This is a genomic window from Novosphingobium cyanobacteriorum (assembly GCF_029436685.1).
Classification (GTDB): domain Bacteria; phylum Pseudomonadota; class Alphaproteobacteria; order Sphingomonadales; family Sphingomonadaceae; genus Novosphingobium; species Novosphingobium cyanobacteriorum.
Genome location: NZ_JAROCY010000038.1, coordinates 1 through 17,711, shown reverse-complemented (window position 1 = coordinate 17,711; position 17,711 = coordinate 1). Strand labels below are relative to the sequence as shown.

The window sequence follows — 17,711 nt, the reverse complement described above, 5'->3', positions numbered from 1 at the left end:
GTTCATTGCTGCGGCTGGCAGCCGAACCGGCAAGGTAGAACAGATATGATTGTGCGGAAGGAAAGAGGCTGCACGCTCTACCGCACAGCCTCTTGACCTGAGAACTCCCATGTGAGGGGGCCGGAGAGCCCCTCAGCGGAGCCCTCCGGCGCTGCGATCTTCGGTCATTTCAGAACGGGCAGTCTGCGTCCCATTCGGGATCCATCACCACGCTCATGAAGCTTGCGGCGCGGGCGATATTCGCTTCGTCGAAGTCGTCAGCCATCATGCCCGGGACGGAATGGACAATCCGGTCGATCAGGTCCTGGGGCAGGGCGTTGTAGTCGCCCTCGTCGATGGCGAGGAAGCAGCCGAACTCGTCCTCGATGACGTGCTGGTCGAAGAAGCTGTGCTGGGCCCGGATGGTCGCGGCGCGCACTGCGGCGTCATAGCTGATCGGGTCGAAAGCCGGGATGTCGAGGGTCTTGGTAAGAGCGTTCATGTGAGCCTCCTGTCAAAGGAATTGAAGAGGTCTCCTTCGGGATGGCCGAGCTTGGTCCGGGTCAGGAACGGGCCGCTCGCGGCCCGCCGCGAAGCGGGGGTGGGGGAGCCGATTTTTTCGCCTTCTTCAGGCGTAAAAATTGGGGGAACCGCCCTTCTTGACGCGGGCCAATGGCGGCCATCAGACTTGGAAGTCTGCGAGAGTATTTAACCTGTTGGTCACCCCCTCGGGTGCCCCAAACGCGGGCTCGCCCGCCCGGCCGATGCGAAGGCTTCGCGGCCCACGCCAGCAGGCCGGCAGGCCGTAACTGGCGAGGGCAAGAAGCGAGCGAGCCGGGCCATCCAGGTGTGCGTTCCGAGCGACAAAAATGAAGGGCATCCGGCGGTGAGACCGGACACCCTTCTGGTAGATTGGATGGATGGGCTCCCGTTCAGAAGGGCGGGAGATCGTCCCCATTGGCCACCCGCTTCATCGCCGGACGTTCGCCCTGCGCCGGAGCCTTGGCGCGCTGCGGCGGAACCTCGTTCTGAGCCGATGCGTCGCGCACGATATGCAGGGGTATGCGGGCCTCGCGCAGCCGGTCGGCGAGGTTCGCCTGGATGCCGCCGCCGCTGCACACCACGGCCTCAACCGGCTTGAAGGCCAGCATGCGGGCGTTGCGCTGATAGGGCGCCGAAGGTCCCCGCGAGGTATCGGGCTTGCACAGGATCACCGGGACGCCCTGACGCGATGCCCAGGCGGCCGCGATCACGTCCGCGCCCTTGTTCTGCGCGGTAGTCGCCAGTGCCATCGAGGGGACCCGGGTGTGGATCGCATCAAGGTAGTCTTCAACCAGCGCAATGTCGGTGAACTGCTGCCCTCCCGAGAACACTACGACCGGGCCCGAAGGTGCAAACTGCTCGCGCCGCTGCGCCTTCTGTGCCGCAAGGTAGTCGCGCGCTTCAATCATCGAGGCATTGGTCTTTGACGAGACCCTGGACCCACGCACCGGCGAGAAGGGCCGGCCGGTTTCGACGAGGTAGATCCGCGCGGCATGGTCGCGCATGCACTCCATCGCGTCGCGGCATTCGGCGAGGCTGCGGGCCTGCATGGTGAGGTCCTCAAGGTCGGTCGCATAGACCTCGCTTGGATCGTATTCGCGCAGCTTCTCCTGGAGCCGGTTGGCCATCGTATCCTCGCGGTCATCGAGGCGCTTCGCCACGACATGGAAGCTGTTGGCGATGCCCCAGGCGACTTCGCTGGCGAAGTCTTCCATCCGGGTGTCGCGGAACAGGTCGAAAACCGTTGCCAGCATCATCTCGATCGCGGCCTGCGCCACCTCGGGATCGGGCATTTCGCTGCTGCTCGGCTCGTGCTCGATCGAGAGCTTGGCAAACTCGGTCTGCTCCATGAATGCCCTAGCGTAGTCGGGCGTCGCGATTTCGCGCGCATAGTGTTCGGCAAGGTCGGCGAAGTTCGAGAAACGGTCCGTCATGATAACCTCCACAAGGAATTGTCTCTCATCGGACTGATGAAAGATGCCCATCGGAGGGACGCCGGAGTCAGGCAGTCAGGGACGGCGGCGCGAACGCGCTGCCGCCGCGAAGAGCGGGCGCGGGGGGAGCCGATTTTTGCTCGCAAGCCGCAAGGCGCCGCAGGCCAAAATCGGGGGGTACCCGCGATCCTTGACGGCCGCCAATCTCCCAGGCGTCATGCTATGGCGATGCTGATTTCGCTCAGCCACCGAGATGAGAGAGAGATTACGGTTTTGCCCCCGAACCCCATTTGGGGGTTCGGGGTTAACCGCAAAACGCTTTGTCTTCTGCGCCCCGTCTTTGCACTCTCGGCAAGGCAGAACTCAGGTTTGAAGCGGGGCGCCCTGGATGCGCCGTCCGCGGCGCGGCCAGCACCAAAAGGGACCCCTTGCCGGAGCCAGTCAGTCGGCCCGTGGCCCGGTGCACAGCACGGGCTCGGGACGGCGACGGAGGCGGAGTGCAAGAGTGCCGGCGGCCCAATGTGAGGAACTTCGCACCCGCAGGAGCGCAGCCCGCTAGGGCGCGCGGGACCGAGTGCGACAATCTTGACGGGGCCGCTCATTATGCTCGGGTTCGGGATGTGCGTCGCGCAATGGTTCGTTAGAAAAACATGTGCTAGTTTCTAACGAAAGGAGCACTCGAAGCATGTCCGCCGTGGCCGACAAGATCATGAAGCGCGTTCGCGCGAAAGGGCGAGGGTGGGTCTTCACGCCCAAGCACTTCATCGACTTCGGCACTCGCGGCTCAGTCGACATGGCATTGTCGCGTCTCGTGCAAGCGGGCGAGGTCCGCAGGGTTGGTCGCGGCCTCTATGATTATCCGAAGCTGCACCACAAGCTGGGCGCGTTGACACCGGACGCCCAGATGATCGCGCTCGCTGTGTCGGCGCAAAGCGGCGACCAACTCGCGCCCTCTGCTGCTACCGCAGCGAACGGGCTTGGCCTCTCGGCGCAGATACCGGCGAAGCCGAGCTATGCGACGACGGGGCGAACGCGCGTGCGCGTGGCTGCAGGCCGCAGTGTCGCGCTTAAGCACAGCCGTGCACCGGTGCTGGATAACGCATCGGAGACGGCGAACGGCGTGGTCCAGCTTCTGGCCAGTCTCGGACGGAATAAGGTCGATGCCGACGCCATTGCCCATCTCTCCGACCGACTCGATAACAAGGATATGCAGGCGCTGCTCAAAGGCAGACCAGTGATGCCAGGTTGGATGGGGGATGTCGTTCTTCGATTGAACGCGCATCGTCGCGGCGCCATCGACGCAATCAGGGGTGGCAAGAATCCACCCGAAGGGTTATCTTGAGATCATGGCGAAGCAAGGCACCAATTCCCGTACCGGAACTAACGGCCAGTATGTCGTCGTTCGCACCAAGGGCGCGCGTGGCTCGAAGGTGAAGTTCGGCAGCGTGACCATCAGCGGCAACAAGCCATCGGCCGGTTTGGTCAAGAAGAACATCGAACGCAGCACGGCAGCGCTTGAGCGCGTCGTGAAGCGCCTCGAGCGTCCGGGCGTCGATATCCGCGCGAAGAAGGATGTGCCGCAGTTCTCGGTGGCCGATGGTGAGCCTGGCGTGTTTATTCGCCGGCTTAACGGGCGCATCAATCGGGGGCGTCTGGTCAACGGTGCGTTCGAGGTCATCGATTGACCGGTCTTTCGGAGGCCGTCGAACAGATCCTCGCGGCACAGCAGAAGACCAAGAAGCCATTGGCGATCGTCCTCGCGGGCCATAACGGCTCTGGCAAGTCGACGATGTGGCGCAAGCGGCTCTCCGGGCAGTTGCAGATCCCGCTGATCAATGCGGACCGCATGATGCTTTCGATCCTTCCGGAGCCAGGAAGCGATGGTGCGCTCGACGAGTGGGCGCAGACGTTGCGCGATACAGATGAAAGCTGGATGCGCGTGGCGCAGGACGGCGTCCAAGCGTTCGTCGGCCATGCGATGGGGGCCAAGGTCCCGTTCGCAATGGAGACGGTGTTTTCCTATTGGGAGGAGCAGCCCGACGGGACGGTCCTTTCGAAGATCGACCTGATTGAGGACATGCAGCGCGCGGGCTATTTCGTGCTGTTGTTCTTCGTCGGGCTGACAAATGCAGAGCTGTCGATCCTGCGCGTGCAGACGCGAGTTGCGGAGCACGGACATGATGTCCCGATGGAACGGTTGTTGAAGCGGTTCCCCAAGACCCAGCGCGCAATCGCCGCAGCGTCGAAGGTTGCTGATGCCGCAATCTTCACGGACAACAGTCGCGATCTCAAACAGGCCTTCACCGTTTGCCGTGTTCAACTCGGCGAGAGCGAGCTCTATGACCTGCGATCAGGTCCTGCCAGCGTCCCGCCCGCAATCGCGGAATGGCTCGAGGTCGTGGCGCCACGCGAGGCCTAAATGGAATTCGATGACCAGATGCGGCGCTTCTTCGGGACCGATGATCTCGGAGCGGTTTCGCCTGCGGCTCTAGCCAGCGGCGTCGAGCGAATGCAGGTCGAGTTCGGTCTGGAGACCGACAAGGGCCGCAAGTTCGCGATGTGGTCGCTGCTCTACATGCTGGGTTCGGCACCCGACCTCGATGTCGCCTTCAAGGACGAGCGCGATCGGGATGCGGCACGCACGTTCATGGGCCTGCTGGACCAGGCGAATGAGGACGCAAGCGGCCCGCGCTAAGGCGCTGGTCGACACATGTCAGCCGTTCAATGGAGCGTTTCGCCATCGCGGTTGCGCACGGGTTCCCTGTCCGTGCAGTGAGCAAGCCATTCTATGGCACCATGGGTGCAGAACCAATCGATCCCGAGTTCCTGAGCATACCATGCGGCTTCGCTTTCGCGTCCCGGCGAATAGGTGCCGGATCCCTCGTGCCAAAGCTCTGAATGGGCGAGATAGTGTGGGATGTGGCGATTGCCGAGGTAGGCTTTTGCGGCCATTTCGTGCGTTTTCTCGCAGTCTCCTAGCGTACGGTAAGCAAGCAGCACGCGGGTGAATTCCATAAAGGCCGAGATTTCATCACGGTGCTTGTCAAGCATGTCTTCCGCTGCCTGATAGGCGTCCGTCCGGATCAGCCATACCAGAAGGACGTAGCGCAGCCCCTGATTGTCGTTCGGATTGAGGTCGAGCATCTCGCGCAAGTGGGCAATGGCGGCGATCCGCTCATTCCGATCACAGGAATACCAGAGGTCTTGGGCCAGCGCGAAGCGGGCCCGCATATAGGGACGGGTATCAAGGATTAGCCAGAAATCGCCCTTCGCCTCGGCAAATCGCCGTTCGCCGATCGCGAGTTCACCGGCGCAAACCGCACGCAAAAGATATTCGCGGCGCTGCGAGTCCGAGAGATTGCGAAGCTCGGAGAGTTGCAGCCAAGCATCCGCGCAGAGTGGCGAGCGGGCGAGGGCCTTGCGGGCCAGCAAATTGCGACGCGTCCGATCAGGCTCGTCCCAAGCGTCGTAGGCAAACTGCTGGGCTTCGTTGATATCGTCGGAATTGCTGCCGACGCCGCCGCTGCTGGAAAGCTTTCGCAGTCCATCGCAATCCGGGAGGCGCTTGAGGTCGGAGCCGGATTGCTTGGACGTCATCTCAATTTCCTTCCCTCAGCGAATGACTGCGACGCTGACCCCGGCGGCATCGGCCACGGTCCGCCACTGCTTGTCCGCGGTCAGGGCAGGGAGGCCATCGCGGCGGGCCAGCGCAAGGCAGAACCGGTCGCCGAGCGACAGGCCGGCTTCGGCCGTCGCGGCGCGCAAGCGCCCGGCGATCGTGGCAAGGCCCTGGTCCGCATCCACGATGGCCATCGGCAAGGGTTTCAGCATCGCATCGACCTCGCCCGCAGGCATACCAGCGTGGATGAAGTGACTGACGACCTCGGCATAGTTGACGCTGCTCATGCGGGCATCCGCGATGGCGTCGGCAACCTTGTCCGCGCCTGGCTCGTCCCGGAGCAAGGCAAGGAGTGCCGAGGCATCGAGCACCACTTCGCTCATTCGCCGGATTCCTCACGGCGGCGGGCCAGGAAGGCATCGACCGAGGCCTCGGTCTTGCCGCCGGTGTACTTTTTCGCGAGCGCCTGCGCGTGAGCGATCGACTGGGCAACGGTGCGCAGGATGACTCCGTCCTCGGTTTCCTCGACCAGCAAGGCGCCGCCACCGGCCAGGCCGAGCCGCTTGCGGATATCGGCCGGCAAACTCATTCGGCCGTTAGGCGTGATCGTCACTTGAACCGTCATGGCAGTGCTCCAGGTCGCCCGACATGACCCCACGCGAGGCAATGTTCGGACATGAACTGCAGCTTATGCCATGAAAGTGAAAACGTGTCACGCGCGCCGCATAATGGCACATTCGTTCAGAGTGATAATATAGATTATGTTAATAATAACAATGGCTTAGGCGTATTTTACCGCGCTCAGCCAGCGTCGGCCGCGCCGAACGCAACGCCGAGTTTCTTGCGCGGCTTGGCGGTTTTTGCAGGTTCAGCCTTGGCCTTCGGCTTCTGTCCAGGCTTGCGGCCAAGACCGATGCGGACCGCTAGTTCCTTGCGCTTGGCGGCATAGTCGGGCGCGACCATCGGATAGTCTGCCGGCAGGTTCCAGCGCGCGCGATACTCGGCCGGGGTCATGCCGTGATCGGTGCCAAGGTGACGCTTGAGCATCTTCATCTTCGCGCCGCAATCGAGACAGGTCACAGCGTCGGGCTTGACCGACGCGCGCACCGAAACTGCCGGCGTGAGCTTCTCCTCGACCGGCTCAGGTGCTTGGCCGAGCGCGGCCAGCGAAGCGTAAACCGACTGGATCAGGCCCGGCAGATCGTTGGCCGAGACCGAATTGTTGCTGACGTGGGCGGAGACGATGTCGGCAACGTGGTCCAGCAGGGCTTCATCGGGCATCTTCAGGATCACCTTGCAGCTATGATTTGATCGATTCCTATGACCCTGCCGGAGTGATTGCCAGCGCAAATTAAGTGGTAAAATGAGCGGCTCAGGCATTAGGTTGGCCAGATGGCTCTCGCATTCAACGCGCTACTACATAGTTATGGTGTTGACCCGGCGCAGGTCCGCCTGTTGCGCCACCAGACCAATCCGTTCCGGGGCCGAACGCTTTACGGGCTTTGGCGCGATCATCACGACGAGTTTCTGCGATACCAGAGTATCCAGACGCCTCAGAACAGGTCCCGGCTCGCTTCTCCCTATTGGGCGAGCTTCGTGGTGACTCCAGCGAGGAGCGACATGTTTGTCGGGCTCTGGCGGGTCACACCATGCGGATCCTGTCCTCAAGGGACGACGGACCCGCTCAGCGGGCACGACGTAACCGGGCTGGATCGATACGAGCAGGATTTTGTCGAAGCCTCGGCCGAGCATGTCGGCCGCGTCTACATAGATTGGGGAAGCGGCACGCGCAGTTGGGCGCAACGCGCCGATCGTCAGGACAAACTCATCCTCGAAATGACCCGGACATTCCAGGAGGAAGCATTTCCAGGTTACGGTCGCTTCATCGCCAATCTCTCGACGATCGAGGCTCTGCCACCAGGTTGGCTGGCCGCGCTTTCGGCAGTGCGGGGAGTCTACCTTCTGACCTGCCCTCGTACCCGGGAACAATACGTCGGTTCTGCCTGCGGCGAAGGCGGCCTGCTTGCACGGTGGCTTGAGTACGTGCGCAATGGTCATGGAGGGAACGTCGGGCTCAAGAGCCGGGACCCGGCCGACTACCAGGTGTCGATCCTCGAGGTTTCCGGAAGCACCGCAACTGTCGAAGAGGTTCTGGCCGCCGAACAGCTATGGAAGGCCAAACTGCAGAGCAGGGAAATGGGTCTCAACCGGAACTGAGCAGAAAAAATAGGGCCAGCAGTGCTGCCAGCCCCGTGAAAAGTTTGGGAGAGGATGCCTGAAAGGCACTGCTGATATGGGTCGCGCCCGTTCATGCTGCAAGTGCGAAAAGAGCTGGGTCCGTTGAATTTTTCGCATCGGGCTCGGTCCGGGAGGCCCGAAGGGAGGCGGCAGCGCCGCCTCCCCGGCTCGGCTTAGAGGAAGAGGACTTCCTCGGAGACGATCTCGACCGCGTAGCGCTCGACGCCTTCCCGGTCGGTCCACTTCGAGTAGTGGAGGCGGCCCTGGACCTCGACCAGATCGCCCTTCTTCTTGTGCTTGGCGACCGAGGTGCCGAGGCCGTTGAAGGCGGTGATGCGATGGAACTCGGGGATCGTCTCGGTGTAGCCGGCCTCGTTCTTGACCGTCTTGCCGTCGACCAGCTTGGGCCGGTCGGTGACGAGGGTGAAGGAGGTGATCGCGGTCTCGCCGGCGTGGCGGGTTTCGGGGGCGGACGCGATGCGGCCGATCAGGATGACGAGGTTCTTCATGGGTTGTCTCCGGTCTTGAATTCGGCGGAACCGCCCGCCGATGAACCAGACAGGCGGCGCCGATAGGCCCGGGCCCGCACCGAGCGGCACGCGAGGGAAACCCAAAAGCGAGGAGTGGTGCGGCAAGCCCGAAGGGCTTCACGGTCCGCTGCTTTTGGGTTGCGGCCAGGGACTGGCGCCGCAGGGTTCATCGGCAAACGAAGGGCGGTTTCGTCAATTCATGCCGGAAGGGCAGCAGGCTCTGGACCCGTCAGACAGGCACGCAGTTCAGCCTTGCCCCGATTTTGCCCCGCTGCGCTCGCGCCAACCATACCTTCACCGGTCGCCGTGCGGCCTTTCGACGGCATCATCAGAACGAGGTGCTCCGTCCTCAGCCTCATCCGCCAGCGCTGCTTCGGATCTTGGCATTCGGAGCCGCACAAGTCCGTGCGTCCAGAGGTCTGCAATGACGCCCGCCGCAGTGGACCTTCAGCGCCAGGGTTTGGCGAGTCCCTGCGAGATGAGGTAGTCACCGGCGTCCACTCCATTTACCGAGACAGTGGCCAGCGTCCGCCCATAGGGGTCGGTCCCGAGCCGCTCGATCATGACCCGGCCCCGCGACAGCAACCGGATCAGCGCCACGCGCGAGGCTTCGCCCGCGGCAAAATCGCACCAGGCATAAGACCGGCGCCGGTCCTGACACTTCGGGCTGTCGGGCAGTTCGGGCGCATCGATGTTGGCGATGCGGACCCGCTCGCGGCCGCAGCGGATCGTATCGCCATCGTGAACCAAGGGCGAAAGACACAGGGCGGCGGCAGCAAGAACGACAGGCATGAGGCAGACCCTAGCCGCCGCGCGCAGCCGCGCCAATGCCCCCGCCCTTCTCGTCCCACACCCCTGGCCCCGATCGTCACCCGCAGGGCCGGCATCCCATGCCGGCGAGCTTGGGTGGGCGGCGGTGCGCCAGCGCCGACGCGCGCCCTAGCGAGTAGAGCGGGTCGCCCCCAGCCCGCGTGGGGCGCGGGCGCCGGGGTGCCCCTCCCCTGCCTTGACCTCGCCAACCAGCACCAGGACCGGTATACTCCCATCCGGCCACGAACTTATGAACCTGCTGCCGCAGGCAGAACCGTGCCCGAGACCCAAGGAGCCGAACCGATGGACGATCGTGGGTAAATGCCAAGCGCGCTGCAGGTCGCCCGCGCCGTGTCGGTGGTGCTGGGCAGGAAGCTGGCCGATCAGGCCGCAGGCGAGATCGTGCTGACGCGCGAAGAAGCCGCGCTATGTCTCGGGCTTGCCGACGGCGTGGTTGAGAATCTCGAACAGGACGAAAGCAAGGCGGTCTGAGCCCCTGCTCCGGACTTAACGCACGTTGAGCCCAAGTTCCCCAAGCAATTGCCCGGCCTGTTCGCGCGAGATCGTCGCGCCGCGGAACAGCCCCGCATCAACCAGACGCAGTCCGCCAAGGTCGGCACCGCGCAGATCGGAACCTTCGAAGCGCGAGCCCGAGACCATCGCCTCGCGCAGGCTGCAGTCTTCGAACACCGTCATCCGGAAGTCGCCCTTGCGCAGATCGGCACCGGAAAAGTCGACCCGGCGGAGCGTCTCCTTGCGGAACGAGAACCCAGGCAACTTGGCGCTGACCAGCAGGACTTCCTCGAACTGGACATGCATCGCCAGCGCTTCGCTGAAATCCGCCCCGGTCAGCTTGGTGCCAAAGAACTTGGCCGAGGTCAGCGTCGAGCGCCGCCAGACGGAATTGTTGAAGTCGCCGCCCGAGAATGCAGCTTCGCTGAGGTTTGCCCCGACAAAGCTCACGAACGGCGCCCGGCAACCGTGCCAGACCGAGCCCTCGAGCTTAGCGGCGCTGCAATCGGCCTTGCGCAGATTGCAGCGTTCGAACCGCCAGCCCGTGAGGTCGAGCCCGGAGAGGTCCGCATCCTCGAGATCGCAATCGATCAGCACTTGCGGCGCGCCGCCAACGAGCGGCGCAAGATCACTGCGCACCAGCGTCCGGCCGGAGAAACCGCGAGGAGTAAACAGGTCATCCATGCGCCCTGCCCTAGCTGCCAGTCCTCATGACGGCCAGTCGGACCGACGCAAGTGCAACAGCTGTGCACCATCTTGCCGCGGCGGAATGCGCGGAATAGACTGATCCGAGCGTGCCCATCCGGGGCCGCGTTCAACCGAAGGAGATGCGCGAGAGGTCGAACGGGCAGCGTCGATCGCAAGTAATTGGAGCAACAACCAATGATCCAGCGATACCGTGTGCTCGGCCGCAGCGTGGCCGAAGGCGATGAACTTCAGCCGCTTCTGGCAAAAGCCTACGCGCAAAAGGCCCAGGTTCTGTGCGAATGCCGCAAGGGGACCGACCTGCCGCTCTATATTTCACACCGCAATGACCGCTACGTTCTGGCACGCTGGCCGGGCTCGGGCGCGCGCCACGCGACTGCGTGTGATCATTACGAGGCGCCCGATTACCTCACCGGCATGGGTCAGGTCCGCGGCGCGGCGCTCATCGACGATGAGGCAAGCGGCGAGACCAGCCTCAAGCTTGGCTTCCCACTCTCGCGCGGGAGCGCCCGGCTCGCGCCGGCGGCGCTGACCAACGACAAGCCGACAGTGAAGTCGTCGGGACAGAAGCTCTCGATGCGCGGGCTGCTCCACGTGCTGTGGGATCGAGCCGAGCTCACGCATTGGCATCCCAAAATGGCGGGCAAGCGCAGCTGGTTCGTGGTGCGGCGCGCGCTGCTCGAGGCCGCCGCGTCATGCCGGGCGAAGCAGGAAGCCCTGCCCCATGTGCTGTTCGTGCCGGAAAGCTTCAGGCTCGAAGACAAGGAGGACATCCGCGCCCGCCGCCGCGCCGCGCTCGAGCGGGTCTACCGCTCGCGCGACGAGATGATGGTCGTCGTGGCTGAGATCAAGGAGATCGTGGCGAGCCACGGTGCGGTGCGGATCGTCCTGCGCCATGTCGGCGACATGCCGTTCGTGATGGACCAGGACATGGCGCGCCGGTTCCACAAGCGCTTCGCAGGCGAGCTCGCGCTATGGCAGGCGCAGCATGGAACCAAGGGCGAGCAGGATCACCTGGTGCTCGCAGGCTCGTTCGCGCGGCGGCGCGAAGGCACCTTCGACCTGATCGAGGTCGCGCTGATGCCGGTAACGCCTGAGTGGCTCCCCTACGAGACCAGTGACGAGCGCTACCTCCTTACCAAGGCGGTCGCCGAGATGCGGCGGTTCGTGAAGGGCCTGCGCGTCAATCTCGACGTCGACACGCCGATCGCGAGCCTGGTTCTGAAAGATACTGGCGAGGAAGCCTGTGCGGTCCATATCCATGACCGCGACAACGAGGTGGCCGAGCCGCTCGAGGCGCTGCTCGCCGGGCAAGGCGTCGCGCACCGGTTCTGGAAGGAAGGCGAGCCGCTCCCGGCCCGCGTCACGCGGCAACGACGCTGGGAAGCGCAGGCCGCAGCCTGATCCCTCAGTCTTCTGGACGGGGCAGCGGCCGGGCCGGCAGGAGATCGAGCCGGCGCGGCGCGGGCGAGGCGGCGCGCAGCGCTTCAAGGCGCGCGGGGACTTCATCGGCGTGCTGGGTGATCTCGATCCGCTGGAGCGAGACGATCGTCCAGACTGCCAGGTCGGGGTTGTCGGTCACGTGGACCGAGTAGGCGATCGGCAGCTTCTCGGGGTAGAGCCACAGCAGCAGCACGGGCAGCGCGGCAAGGTTCGGGCGGCCATCGATCGCCGAGAGCGTCATCACGCCGGTGTCACGGTCGTAGCGGCAGGTGATCCCGAGTGGCTCGGGATGGCCGACGAGGCCGAGGATCGTGTCCCGTGCCTTGGCGCCGAACACCGCATCGAGTTCGCCCGGCGGCTGCGCGGCCGGGTCACTGGCGAGATCGGCGAGGAACAGCTCGACCGCGGCAAAGCGCGCGGCCTCCTCGCTGGTGCAGGCAATTTCGAGATTGAGCGTGCGTGATGACATGGTCGGAGGGCTTTCGCTTGGCATCGCGCAGCGCCGCTGCCCCCGCGTCATGACGCCGGGGCACGCGTAGAGAACGGCGCAAATGCGGGGGATTGAAGGGTCAGAGGATGAGGTGGCGCTCGACGTGTGCGCGCTCGCGGGCTCGCTGGAGGTTGTAGACGGGAACGCCGTGTGCCGCGGCAATGCGCAGCGCCTGGCCGGTGCCGCCTGAGGCTTCGCCGTCGGCGGTCCAGCAAAGCACGAATTGCGAAGGGCAATCGAGTGTTGGCCCGAGCACCTGGAAGACATTGCGGGTGTGGAGGTCCTGGACGAAGCGCGAAAGCCCGGCGAAGGCGGGATGGTGTGCGGCGGCGATCCCGCGTGCCCTGCTCCACAGTTCCGCGCCCAGGGTTCCCGCATGGAACGTGCTCGTCGAGCCGCGCCAGCCCGTGACCGGCAGGAAGATCTGCGCCGCGTGCCCAGCACCGCGTTCGAACGCGCTATCGGCGCCGAGTGCGTGGCCCGAGCGCAGGACATAGCCGCGCTTGAGCAGGGCAAAGGCGGCGCGGGTCATTACCCCAAGCAGTTCTGGCGGCGTCGCGCGCGCGCCGATGCCGGTGTAGGTGCGAAGCATGGTCGGTCTCCCCAAAGGAACACCGGATCCAAGCCCCCTCCCCTCACCGATTCCCGGCCTCGTCCGGGTACCAGTGCAGCACCGGCGGGTCGGGATGGGCCACATCGAACGCAGCAATCGCGGGGTGTGTGATCCAGGTCGCGGTATCGCGCAGCGCGACATAGGCCCCGTAGAAGCGGCCGTTGCACGCCACGAACTGGGCATGGACATTGTCGTTGACGGCTTCGCTGACGAAGAAACCGAGAGCGCCGCGGCAATGGACCGGCGGGAGCACGCCGAGCATATCGTCGTGAAAGGCCTCGCTCACGCGCGAGAGCGGGAAGCGGGCGAGCGCAGCGTCGCGCGCCGGATCGGGATCCCTGATCATGATGGCGTGCCGTCGACGAGTTGGAACGGTGGGATGGTCAGTTCCGCCCGGGCCATCTCTCGCTTGAGCTCGCGCAGGCGGGTGAAGCCTTTGATCCACGAGGGCGGGAACAGAACCCATTCGTCCTCGCTCGCCGTGTAGTCGCGCAAGGGTCCGCTGCCGTCGAACAGGACGATCTCCGGCATGAAGGCACCGAGGCAGCCGCCCGACCAGCGGCGGAACGGCAGGCCATGCGCGATGCAGAAGGCATCGACCTCGGGGATCTGCCCGCCGTTGAGCTCGGTGCCGTAAAGCTCGAGCGGCTCGCCCGCGACGAGCGCGGCGGGATCGAACGGCTCGCCGTCCCATTCGGTGCGCAGGTCATAGTTGGCCGCGTGAGTGGCGAAGGTTTCAAGGTGCTCGCGCGGGCATGCGCCGCCGATGGTGATGTGAACGGGAGCGCGGTCGCCCATGGGCCAGGTCCTTTCTCGTTGATCGTTGATCCGACCCCAGAAAGACCCCCTCCCCTCGACCTCAGCTGCGGCGGGCGGCCCAGCGCTCCGGAGTTTGATCGACCTCAAGCTCACTTGAGCATGTCTGGCAGAGCGCAAAGGCTTCCGCCGGCGTGCCATCGAGCCATTGCTCCCAGTCGCGCCGTGCCAGCACGACCGGCATGCGGTCATGGACGTCGGCCATCTGCGCGCAGCCATCGACCATCACCATCGAATAGGCCTGGCCCCATTCCTCGGTCGGCCGCCAGATGCCCGCGACGGCAAAGACCTCTTCGCCCGGAAGCGAGTACCAGGTGCGGGTCATCGCACCCTTCGCGCCTTCGGCCTCGGCCCAGGCGCTGACCGGGATCAGGCAGCGGCGGCGCTCGAAGCTGGCCCGCCAGAACGCGGTGCCGAGCTTGTCCTCGCGCGCGTTGTTGACCGGCTTGGGCTTCAGGGCCTGCCCGCTCTTGCTCTTGAGCGCGAGCGGGAAGCCCCAGGTCATGACGCGGGCCTCACCTTCGGCGACGACCAGACCCGGATAGCCGGGATAGACCTCGGCGGCGAAGTTGGCGCCCTCCCCCGCCCGCGCACCGAACAGCCGGGCGATCTCTGCTTGCGCCTTGGTCATGCGGTACAAGTTGCACATGTCCCGATGCTCGGTTGGACGGTCCTCCGTGTCAATCGCCGGGGGCCACCTCTTGCAAATATGTTCCCTCTATGTTCTTTTATAGGCATGGAACGAATCGATACGTCTGCTGTCGCGCATGCGATCCTCGACGCCCCGGGCTGGGCGCGGGTCGGGATCACGGCTCCGAGTTCATGCCTGCGCGAGGATGCGGCGCTCGAGCTGGCACGCGCGATTGCCAATGCGGTAATCGCGCCTGCGTGCGAGACGGTCGAGGCGCAGACGTCGCTGCCGCTCTGATCGGAGCGGTCCCGGGTCATCCGGCAGGCAGGTCGAGCAGCGGCACCAGCTGCGGGTCGAGCGCAAATCCCAGACGGCGGGCGATGTCGGCGGCGTGTCGGAAGTCGGCCTCACGCACGTGAAGCGACCGCGCGACCACGGCGAGACTCTCGCCGGGTTTCGGCGGTGCCAGGGCATGGAGTTTGCCGCAGGTCTCAGTCACCGCGAACGGCCAGGTCATGGCGATCGCCACCACCTGTTCGGCCAACACAATCAGGGTATCGCCGGTCTTGATCGCCTCGTCGCACTGACTGGCGTCGTAAGCATTGCCGGTGCTCGCGAAAGCGTGATGGCGCCGGGTCTCGAAGGCGAAACGTTCACTGTCGGTCAGCATGTTGATGGTCTCCAGAGTGCCCGCGGCAAATAAAGAGGCGGAACGCCGGGCGGGGGGCAGGCCGGCGTTCCGCCTCAGGCCGCGCGGGGGGCGATTGCGCGACCTTGCACGGGGACGGGGACCCGCGGTTGGGTCCCCGTCAGTGGAGTGTTTGGACGATCAGGCGTCGACGAGGGGCGGCAGCGCGCCTTCGTGCCCGGCGCTGTTGTTTTCGCCGTCCTTGGCCTGGGCGCGGCCGCGCTTGCCCGGAGGGGTCGCGGTGCTGTCGCCGAGGCCATCGTTGTGGCGGGCTTCACTGGCCTGCTCGCCGGCGCCACGGTCACCGGCGACGTCTTCGGCACCGAACATGTCGCTCTCGCCGTATTCGGCCGAGCCGAGCTGGCTGCTGCGGCGACGCGGACGCTGCCAGGCCACCGCCATCGTGCCATCCTCGCGCGGGAAAGCGGCGATGTAGAGCGGCTGCGCCATCGACGGGTCGTCGATCTTGCCCTGGTAGAAGCTCTCGCCGGTCGAGTTCGAGGACAGTTCGAACAGCGCGCCGACGATCACCCAGCGGCGCTGGTCGTTGAGCGCGACGATTTCGTACTTGGGCGCGCGCGGGTTGCTGGAGGTCACGGGCCGCAGGCCGATGGTGCGGGTGATGGTGAGCGTTTCGACGGAGCCGATCAGTTGGCCGTTGGCGTTCTTGCGGATTTCACCGATGTTCATGGACGTTCTCCTGGTAGGATCGATTGCGACCGAACCCCTTGTCCGGTCACTCTCTTCCCACCCCCTTCCCTCCCGGCCGTCAGGCCGAAGCTGCGGGCACTGCCCGCAGAATCGAAGGTAAGGCTTTGCGGTGAGCTGGTTGTTGATGGCCCGCCGACGAGTGATATGATCGTGGTTCCCCGACACGACATAGCGGGCGCAGGAGATAGGCCCAGTCGCCCGAAGGATACGATGACCCCAAGAATTGCAGAGGACGGTCTTGAGGCACTCCGGGCGGAATTGAGCCTTTCGGAAGTGATGAGATTGATCGAACGAACCGCTCGATGGGTGGCCCCCGAGAGTTTCAAGAGGCTGCCTGTTTGGTATCCGGAGCACAGTCGCAGAGGGCTATTCTATAAGAACAACTGGTCCGAGCCGCAGATGAACCGAAACCGGCAAACGGGTGTTACGGTCCACAAGCATGAGGGCAACCTCTATGCTAACAAGGCTCTCACCTACGCACTGGGCCTCCGCGGTAATGATCGTCCAAATTGGTCTTGCTGTCACATATGGGGCATCGACGACGCCAGCTACGCTTCTACCAATGTGATCGTCCAAGATCCGCGATTCTATTCGTGCGTTGCCAATATGGTTCTACTCCCCACCCCTCTGAAGGCATTTACGGACGTGATGCCAGAAGTGAAGGCGATGCTGCGAACCTGCGCATATCATTTGTACGGTTGGCGTTGTGGCCATGAGGCTGTCTCTTGTGTTGACGTTGAAAGTCCAGGTCACGACATTGCCTATCCGAAAAGTTGGCCGAATGATGCGCGCAGTTCGCGTCCCTTGGGGATTGTGACTTTTAACTCGTCCATTGATCGTGATGCGAGTCGCAGATTGGACCGCATCCGCTTTGACCTTCAGAATGCAGGTCCACACTATCCACGTGAACAGGTTATTGCCGTCGCCGCGTACTGGAATATGCAGCTTTAGGTGGAAAACGCCGTCGGGCTTGCGGAATCCTGCTTTTGTAGGTTCTACGAATGTTCTAGTTTGGGATATGGCCAAGCATCTCACTCCGAACCAGATCATCGGCGAAATTGGCGAGAACGCCGTCAGGGGTCGCTTCCTATCCATCGGCTTTCAATTTGATGGGCGCTCTAGGCTTGAAGCCGGAATCGACGGCATAGCCGAGGTTATGGAAAATGGGCAGCCGATGGCCCGAATGATCGCGGTGCAGGTCAAGTCGACGGACAGCAGTCGCTACGTTTCAGAAACCGACGAATCCTTCTCCTATTTGCTCAGGCCGCAGGATCTGGATTACTGGAAGGCTCGAACCTTCCAGTGATAGTCGTCTTCTACCGGCGTTCAGATGAAAGCTTTTATTGGAAGGAAGTCTCGCGCGAGCTTGAGCTCAGCGAGAGACGTCTCCTGATAAATAAGTCGCTCGACGTCCTCGATAGCACGACCGTAAATCGCCTTGCAGGTCTGACCGTTCCGAAGGCCGGGTTCGGCTATTATGTGCCGGCTTTGGGCGGCGGCGAAGAAGCAATCGTCAACATCCTGCCGATCACGCTGCCTCATGAGATTTTCGTGGCCTCAACTCCCTATGATGGCAAGAAGGCATCCGCCATTTTGCTCGATGGGGATGAGCCGGCACGATTTGACTGGGTTATCCAGGGAGGATCATTCTGGTCCTTCCACGATCCACGGACATCGTGTTGCCGCGCAATCGTCGATCAGGATCAAGTGGATGCGATCGACACGGTTGATCTCGCCTTTCATGACGATGTCGATGAGCAAAACCGATTCAGCTATTTGCTAAGGCAGACATTACGACACCAGACCCGCGACGATCTCAACTGGAGCAAGAGTGTAGACCGGCGTGCAAAATTGACCCCGTTTGAGGGGTAATCGGCGTCTAAAATTGACCCCACCCTTGGGCATGTTTGAGGCTGTCCGTTTGTGCATACGAACGGCGAGGGCGGGGA

General features: G+C 63.8%; 27 protein-coding genes. 11 read left to right on the top strand and 16 right to left on the bottom strand.

Annotation, left to right across the window (positions count from 1 at the left end):
- Positions 1-169 precede the first annotated feature (169 nt).
- Both POM99_RS21275 and POM99_RS21270 read right to left on the bottom strand, forming a co-directional pair.
- Positions 170-481: a hypothetical protein gene (locus POM99_RS21275; RefSeq protein ID WP_277280711.1), complete on the bottom strand. Its 312-nt coding sequence runs from the start codon at positions 479-481 to the stop codon at positions 170-172.
- 430 nt (positions 482-911) lie between these two features.
- On the bottom strand, positions 912-1,955 hold the full coding sequence (locus POM99_RS21270) for a DUF2493 domain-containing protein (RefSeq protein WP_277280709.1): 1,044 nt from the start codon (positions 1,953-1,955) through the stop codon (positions 912-914).
- Positions 1,956-2,640: 685 nt separating this feature from the next.
- On the opposite strand from POM99_RS21270, the gene POM99_RS21265 reads away from it, so the two are divergent.
- The 4 genes from POM99_RS21265 to POM99_RS21250 are packed head-to-tail and all read left to right on the top strand — an operon-like array spanning position 2,641 to position 4,650.
- A complete protein-coding gene (locus tag POM99_RS21265; protein ID WP_277280707.1) occupies positions 2,641-3,297 on the top strand; it encodes a DUF6088 family protein in 657 nt (218 codons plus the stop codon).
- A gap of 4 nt (positions 3,298-3,301) precedes the next feature.
- The gene (locus tag POM99_RS21260; RefSeq protein ID WP_232730306.1) at positions 3,302-3,640 is read left to right on the top strand and encodes a hypothetical protein; all 339 of its coding nucleotides are present in this window, start codon (positions 3,302-3,304) and stop codon (positions 3,638-3,640) included.
- Complete coding sequence (locus POM99_RS21255; RefSeq protein WP_277280706.1) at positions 3,637-4,374, top strand: zeta toxin family protein; 738 nt, start codon at positions 3,637-3,639, stop codon at positions 4,372-4,374. Before POM99_RS21260 ends, POM99_RS21255 begins: the two co-directional genes overlap by 4 nt.
- Positions 4,375-4,650 carry a hypothetical protein gene (locus POM99_RS21250; protein WP_277280703.1) on the top strand — a complete coding sequence of 92 codons (276 nt, stop codon included), beginning with the start codon at positions 4,375-4,377 and terminating at the stop codon, positions 4,648-4,650.
- A 26-nt stretch (positions 4,651-4,676) separates the two neighbouring features.
- Here POM99_RS21250 and POM99_RS21245 read toward each other — a convergent pair whose 3' ends face one another.
- The 4 genes from POM99_RS21245 to POM99_RS21230 form a co-directional block, all read right to left on the bottom strand.
- Positions 4,677-5,552: a hypothetical protein gene (locus POM99_RS21245; protein ID WP_277280701.1), complete on the bottom strand. Its 876-nt coding sequence runs from the start codon at positions 5,550-5,552 to the stop codon at positions 4,677-4,679.
- A gap of 15 nt (positions 5,553-5,567) precedes the next feature.
- Complete coding sequence (locus tag POM99_RS21240) at positions 5,568-5,957, bottom strand: type II toxin-antitoxin system VapC family toxin (protein ID WP_277280699.1); 390 nt, start codon at positions 5,955-5,957, stop codon at positions 5,568-5,570.
- Positions 5,954-6,199: an AbrB/MazE/SpoVT family DNA-binding domain-containing protein gene (locus POM99_RS21235; protein WP_277280696.1), complete on the bottom strand. Its 246-nt coding sequence runs from the start codon at positions 6,197-6,199 to the stop codon at positions 5,954-5,956. Before POM99_RS21235 ends, POM99_RS21240 begins: the two co-directional genes overlap by 4 nt.
- Positions 6,200-6,375: 176 nt before the next feature.
- Entirely contained in the window at positions 6,376-6,855 is a 480-nt protein-coding gene (locus POM99_RS21230) for a Ros/MucR family transcriptional regulator (RefSeq protein WP_277280694.1), read from the bottom strand.
- Between the two features lie 111 nt (positions 6,856-6,966).
- On the opposite strand from POM99_RS21230, the gene POM99_RS21225 reads away from it, so the two are divergent.
- On the top strand, positions 6,967-7,791 hold the full coding sequence (locus POM99_RS21225) for a GIY-YIG nuclease family protein (RefSeq protein ID WP_277280692.1): 825 nt from the start codon (positions 6,967-6,969) through the stop codon (positions 7,789-7,791).
- Positions 7,792-7,985: 194 nt separating this feature from the next.
- Here POM99_RS21225 and POM99_RS21220 read toward each other — a convergent pair whose 3' ends face one another.
- Positions 7,986-8,321: a single-stranded DNA-binding protein gene (locus POM99_RS21220; protein ID WP_010890940.1), complete on the bottom strand. Its 336-nt coding sequence runs from the start codon at positions 8,319-8,321 to the stop codon at positions 7,986-7,988.
- A gap of 468 nt (positions 8,322-8,789) precedes the next feature.
- Positions 8,790-9,134, bottom strand: a complete 345-nt coding sequence (locus POM99_RS21215) for a thermonuclease family protein (protein WP_277280686.1) — start codon at positions 9,132-9,134, stop codon at positions 8,790-8,792.
- Between the two features lie 339 nt (positions 9,135-9,473).
- Here POM99_RS21215 and POM99_RS21210 point away from each other — a divergent pair, with 339 nt between their 5' ends.
- Positions 9,474-9,644 (top strand): hypothetical protein, encoded by a 171-nt coding sequence (locus POM99_RS21210; RefSeq protein ID WP_277280684.1) that lies wholly within the window; start codon positions 9,474-9,476, stop codon positions 9,642-9,644.
- Positions 9,645-9,659: 15 nt separating this feature from the next.
- On the opposite strand, the gene POM99_RS21205 is transcribed toward POM99_RS21210, so the two are convergent.
- Positions 9,660-10,349, bottom strand: coding sequence for a pentapeptide repeat-containing protein (locus POM99_RS21205; RefSeq protein WP_277280682.1), 690 nt, complete (start codon positions 10,347-10,349; stop codon positions 9,660-9,662).
- Between the two features lie 198 nt (positions 10,350-10,547).
- On the opposite strand from POM99_RS21205, the gene POM99_RS21200 reads away from it, so the two are divergent.
- The gene (locus POM99_RS21200) at positions 10,548-11,774 is read left to right on the top strand and encodes a DUF1173 domain-containing protein (RefSeq protein WP_277280680.1); all 1,227 of its coding nucleotides are present in this window, start codon (positions 10,548-10,550) and stop codon (positions 11,772-11,774) included.
- Positions 11,775-11,778: 4 nt separating this feature from the next.
- Here POM99_RS21200 and POM99_RS21195 read toward each other — a convergent pair whose 3' ends face one another.
- From POM99_RS21195 to POM99_RS21175, 5 genes are all read right to left on the bottom strand, one after another.
- Positions 11,779-12,282: a hypothetical protein gene (locus POM99_RS21195; protein ID WP_277280679.1), complete on the bottom strand. Its 504-nt coding sequence runs from the start codon at positions 12,280-12,282 to the stop codon at positions 11,779-11,781.
- 100 nt (positions 12,283-12,382) lie between these two features.
- Positions 12,383-12,895, bottom strand: a complete 513-nt coding sequence (locus POM99_RS21190) for a hypothetical protein (RefSeq protein ID WP_277280678.1) — start codon at positions 12,893-12,895, stop codon at positions 12,383-12,385.
- A gap of 43 nt (positions 12,896-12,938) precedes the next feature.
- Complete coding sequence (locus POM99_RS21185; RefSeq protein WP_277280677.1) at positions 12,939-13,262, bottom strand: hypothetical protein; 324 nt, start codon at positions 13,260-13,262, stop codon at positions 12,939-12,941.
- Positions 13,259-13,714, bottom strand: coding sequence for a hypothetical protein (locus POM99_RS21180; RefSeq protein WP_277280676.1), 456 nt, complete (start codon positions 13,712-13,714; stop codon positions 13,259-13,261). Before POM99_RS21180 ends, POM99_RS21185 begins: the two co-directional genes overlap by 4 nt.
- A 61-nt stretch (positions 13,715-13,775) precedes the next feature.
- Complete coding sequence (locus tag POM99_RS21175) at positions 13,776-14,381, bottom strand: SOS response-associated peptidase (protein WP_277280674.1); 606 nt, start codon at positions 14,379-14,381, stop codon at positions 13,776-13,778.
- Positions 14,382-14,468: 87 nt separating this feature from the next.
- Between POM99_RS21175 and POM99_RS21170 the strand changes: the two genes are divergently transcribed.
- Positions 14,469-14,660 carry a DUF6771 family protein gene (locus POM99_RS21170; RefSeq protein WP_277280672.1) on the top strand — a complete coding sequence of 64 codons (192 nt, stop codon included), beginning with the start codon at positions 14,469-14,471 and terminating at the stop codon, positions 14,658-14,660.
- A gap of 16 nt (positions 14,661-14,676) precedes the next feature.
- Here POM99_RS21170 and POM99_RS21165 read toward each other — a convergent pair whose 3' ends face one another.
- Positions 14,677-15,033 (bottom strand): hypothetical protein, encoded by a 357-nt coding sequence (locus POM99_RS21165; protein ID WP_277280670.1) that lies wholly within the window; start codon positions 15,031-15,033, stop codon positions 14,677-14,679.
- Between the two features lie 159 nt (positions 15,034-15,192).
- Entirely contained in the window at positions 15,193-15,741 is a 549-nt protein-coding gene (locus tag POM99_RS21160) for a DUF736 domain-containing protein (RefSeq protein WP_277280668.1), read from the bottom strand.
- A 279-nt stretch (positions 15,742-16,020) separates the two neighbouring features.
- Here POM99_RS21160 and POM99_RS21155 point away from each other — a divergent pair, with 279 nt between their 5' ends.
- The 3 genes from POM99_RS21155 (at position 16,021) to POM99_RS21145 (ending at position 17,634) form a co-directional block, all read left to right on the top strand.
- Positions 16,021-16,713, top strand: a complete 693-nt coding sequence (locus POM99_RS21155; RefSeq protein WP_277280667.1) for a hypothetical protein — start codon at positions 16,021-16,023, stop codon at positions 16,711-16,713.
- Between the two features lie 67 nt (positions 16,714-16,780).
- Positions 16,781-17,068, top strand: coding sequence for a DUF4365 domain-containing protein (locus POM99_RS21150; RefSeq protein WP_277280666.1), 288 nt, complete (start codon positions 16,781-16,783; stop codon positions 17,066-17,068).
- The gene (locus tag POM99_RS21145; RefSeq protein WP_277280665.1) at positions 17,065-17,634 is read left to right on the top strand and encodes a hypothetical protein; all 570 of its coding nucleotides are present in this window, start codon (positions 17,065-17,067) and stop codon (positions 17,632-17,634) included. Before POM99_RS21150 ends, POM99_RS21145 begins: the two co-directional genes overlap by 4 nt.
- Positions 17,635-17,711 lie beyond the last annotated feature (77 nt).

Coding starts and splice junctions, on each gene's coding strand:
- POM99_RS21275 (WP_277280711.1), bottom strand. CDS start 481: ATGAACGCTCTTACCAAGACCCTCGACATCCCGGCTTTCGACCCGATC.
- POM99_RS21270 (WP_277280709.1), bottom strand. CDS start 1,955: ATGACGGACCGTTTCTCGAACTTCGCCGACCTTGCCGAACACTATGCG.
- POM99_RS21265 (WP_277280707.1), top strand. CDS start 2,641: ATGTCCGCCGTGGCCGACAAGATCATGAAGCGCGTTCGCGCGAAAGGG.
- POM99_RS21260 (WP_232730306.1), top strand. CDS start 3,302: ATGGCGAAGCAAGGCACCAATTCCCGTACCGGAACTAACGGCCAGTAT.
- POM99_RS21250 (WP_277280703.1), top strand. CDS start 4,375: ATGGAATTCGATGACCAGATGCGGCGCTTCTTCGGGACCGATGATCTC.
- POM99_RS21245 (WP_277280701.1), bottom strand. CDS start 5,552: ATGACGTCCAAGCAATCCGGCTCCGACCTCAAGCGCCTCCCGGATTGC.
- POM99_RS21240 (WP_277280699.1), bottom strand. CDS start 5,957: ATGAGCGAAGTGGTGCTCGATGCCTCGGCACTCCTTGCCTTGCTCCGG.
- POM99_RS21235 (WP_277280696.1), bottom strand. CDS start 6,199: ATGACGGTTCAAGTGACGATCACGCCTAACGGCCGAATGAGTTTGCCG.
- POM99_RS21230 (WP_277280694.1), bottom strand. CDS start 6,855: ATGCCCGATGAAGCCCTGCTGGACCACGTTGCCGACATCGTCTCCGCC.
- POM99_RS21225 (WP_277280692.1), top strand. CDS start 6,967: ATGGCTCTCGCATTCAACGCGCTACTACATAGTTATGGTGTTGACCCG.
- POM99_RS21220 (WP_010890940.1), bottom strand. CDS start 8,321: ATGAAGAACCTCGTCATCCTGATCGGCCGCATCGCGTCCGCCCCCGAA.
- POM99_RS21215 (WP_277280686.1), bottom strand. CDS start 9,134: ATGCCTGTCGTTCTTGCTGCCGCCGCCCTGTGTCTTTCGCCCTTGGTT.
- POM99_RS21210 (WP_277280684.1), top strand. CDS start 9,474: ATGCCAAGCGCGCTGCAGGTCGCCCGCGCCGTGTCGGTGGTGCTGGGC.
- POM99_RS21205 (WP_277280682.1), bottom strand. CDS start 10,349: ATGGATGACCTGTTTACTCCTCGCGGTTTCTCCGGCCGGACGCTGGTG.
- POM99_RS21200 (WP_277280680.1), top strand. CDS start 10,548: ATGATCCAGCGATACCGTGTGCTCGGCCGCAGCGTGGCCGAAGGCGAT.
- POM99_RS21195 (WP_277280679.1), bottom strand. CDS start 12,282: ATGTCATCACGCACGCTCAATCTCGAAATTGCCTGCACCAGCGAGGAG.
- POM99_RS21190 (WP_277280678.1), bottom strand. CDS start 12,895: ATGCTTCGCACCTACACCGGCATCGGCGCGCGCGCGACGCCGCCAGAA.
- POM99_RS21185 (WP_277280677.1), bottom strand. CDS start 13,262: ATGATCAGGGATCCCGATCCGGCGCGCGACGCTGCGCTCGCCCGCTTC.
- POM99_RS21180 (WP_277280676.1), bottom strand. CDS start 13,714: ATGGGCGACCGCGCTCCCGTTCACATCACCATCGGCGGCGCATGCCCG.
- POM99_RS21175 (WP_277280674.1), bottom strand. CDS start 14,381: ATGTGCAACTTGTACCGCATGACCAAGGCGCAAGCAGAGATCGCCCGG.
- POM99_RS21170 (WP_277280672.1), top strand. CDS start 14,469: ATGGAACGAATCGATACGTCTGCTGTCGCGCATGCGATCCTCGACGCC.
- POM99_RS21165 (WP_277280670.1), bottom strand. CDS start 15,033: ATGCTGACCGACAGTGAACGTTTCGCCTTCGAGACCCGGCGCCATCAC.
- POM99_RS21160 (WP_277280668.1), bottom strand. CDS start 15,741: ATGAACATCGGTGAAATCCGCAAGAACGCCAACGGCCAACTGATCGGC.
- POM99_RS21150 (WP_277280666.1), top strand. CDS start 16,781: ATGGCCAAGCATCTCACTCCGAACCAGATCATCGGCGAAATTGGCGAG.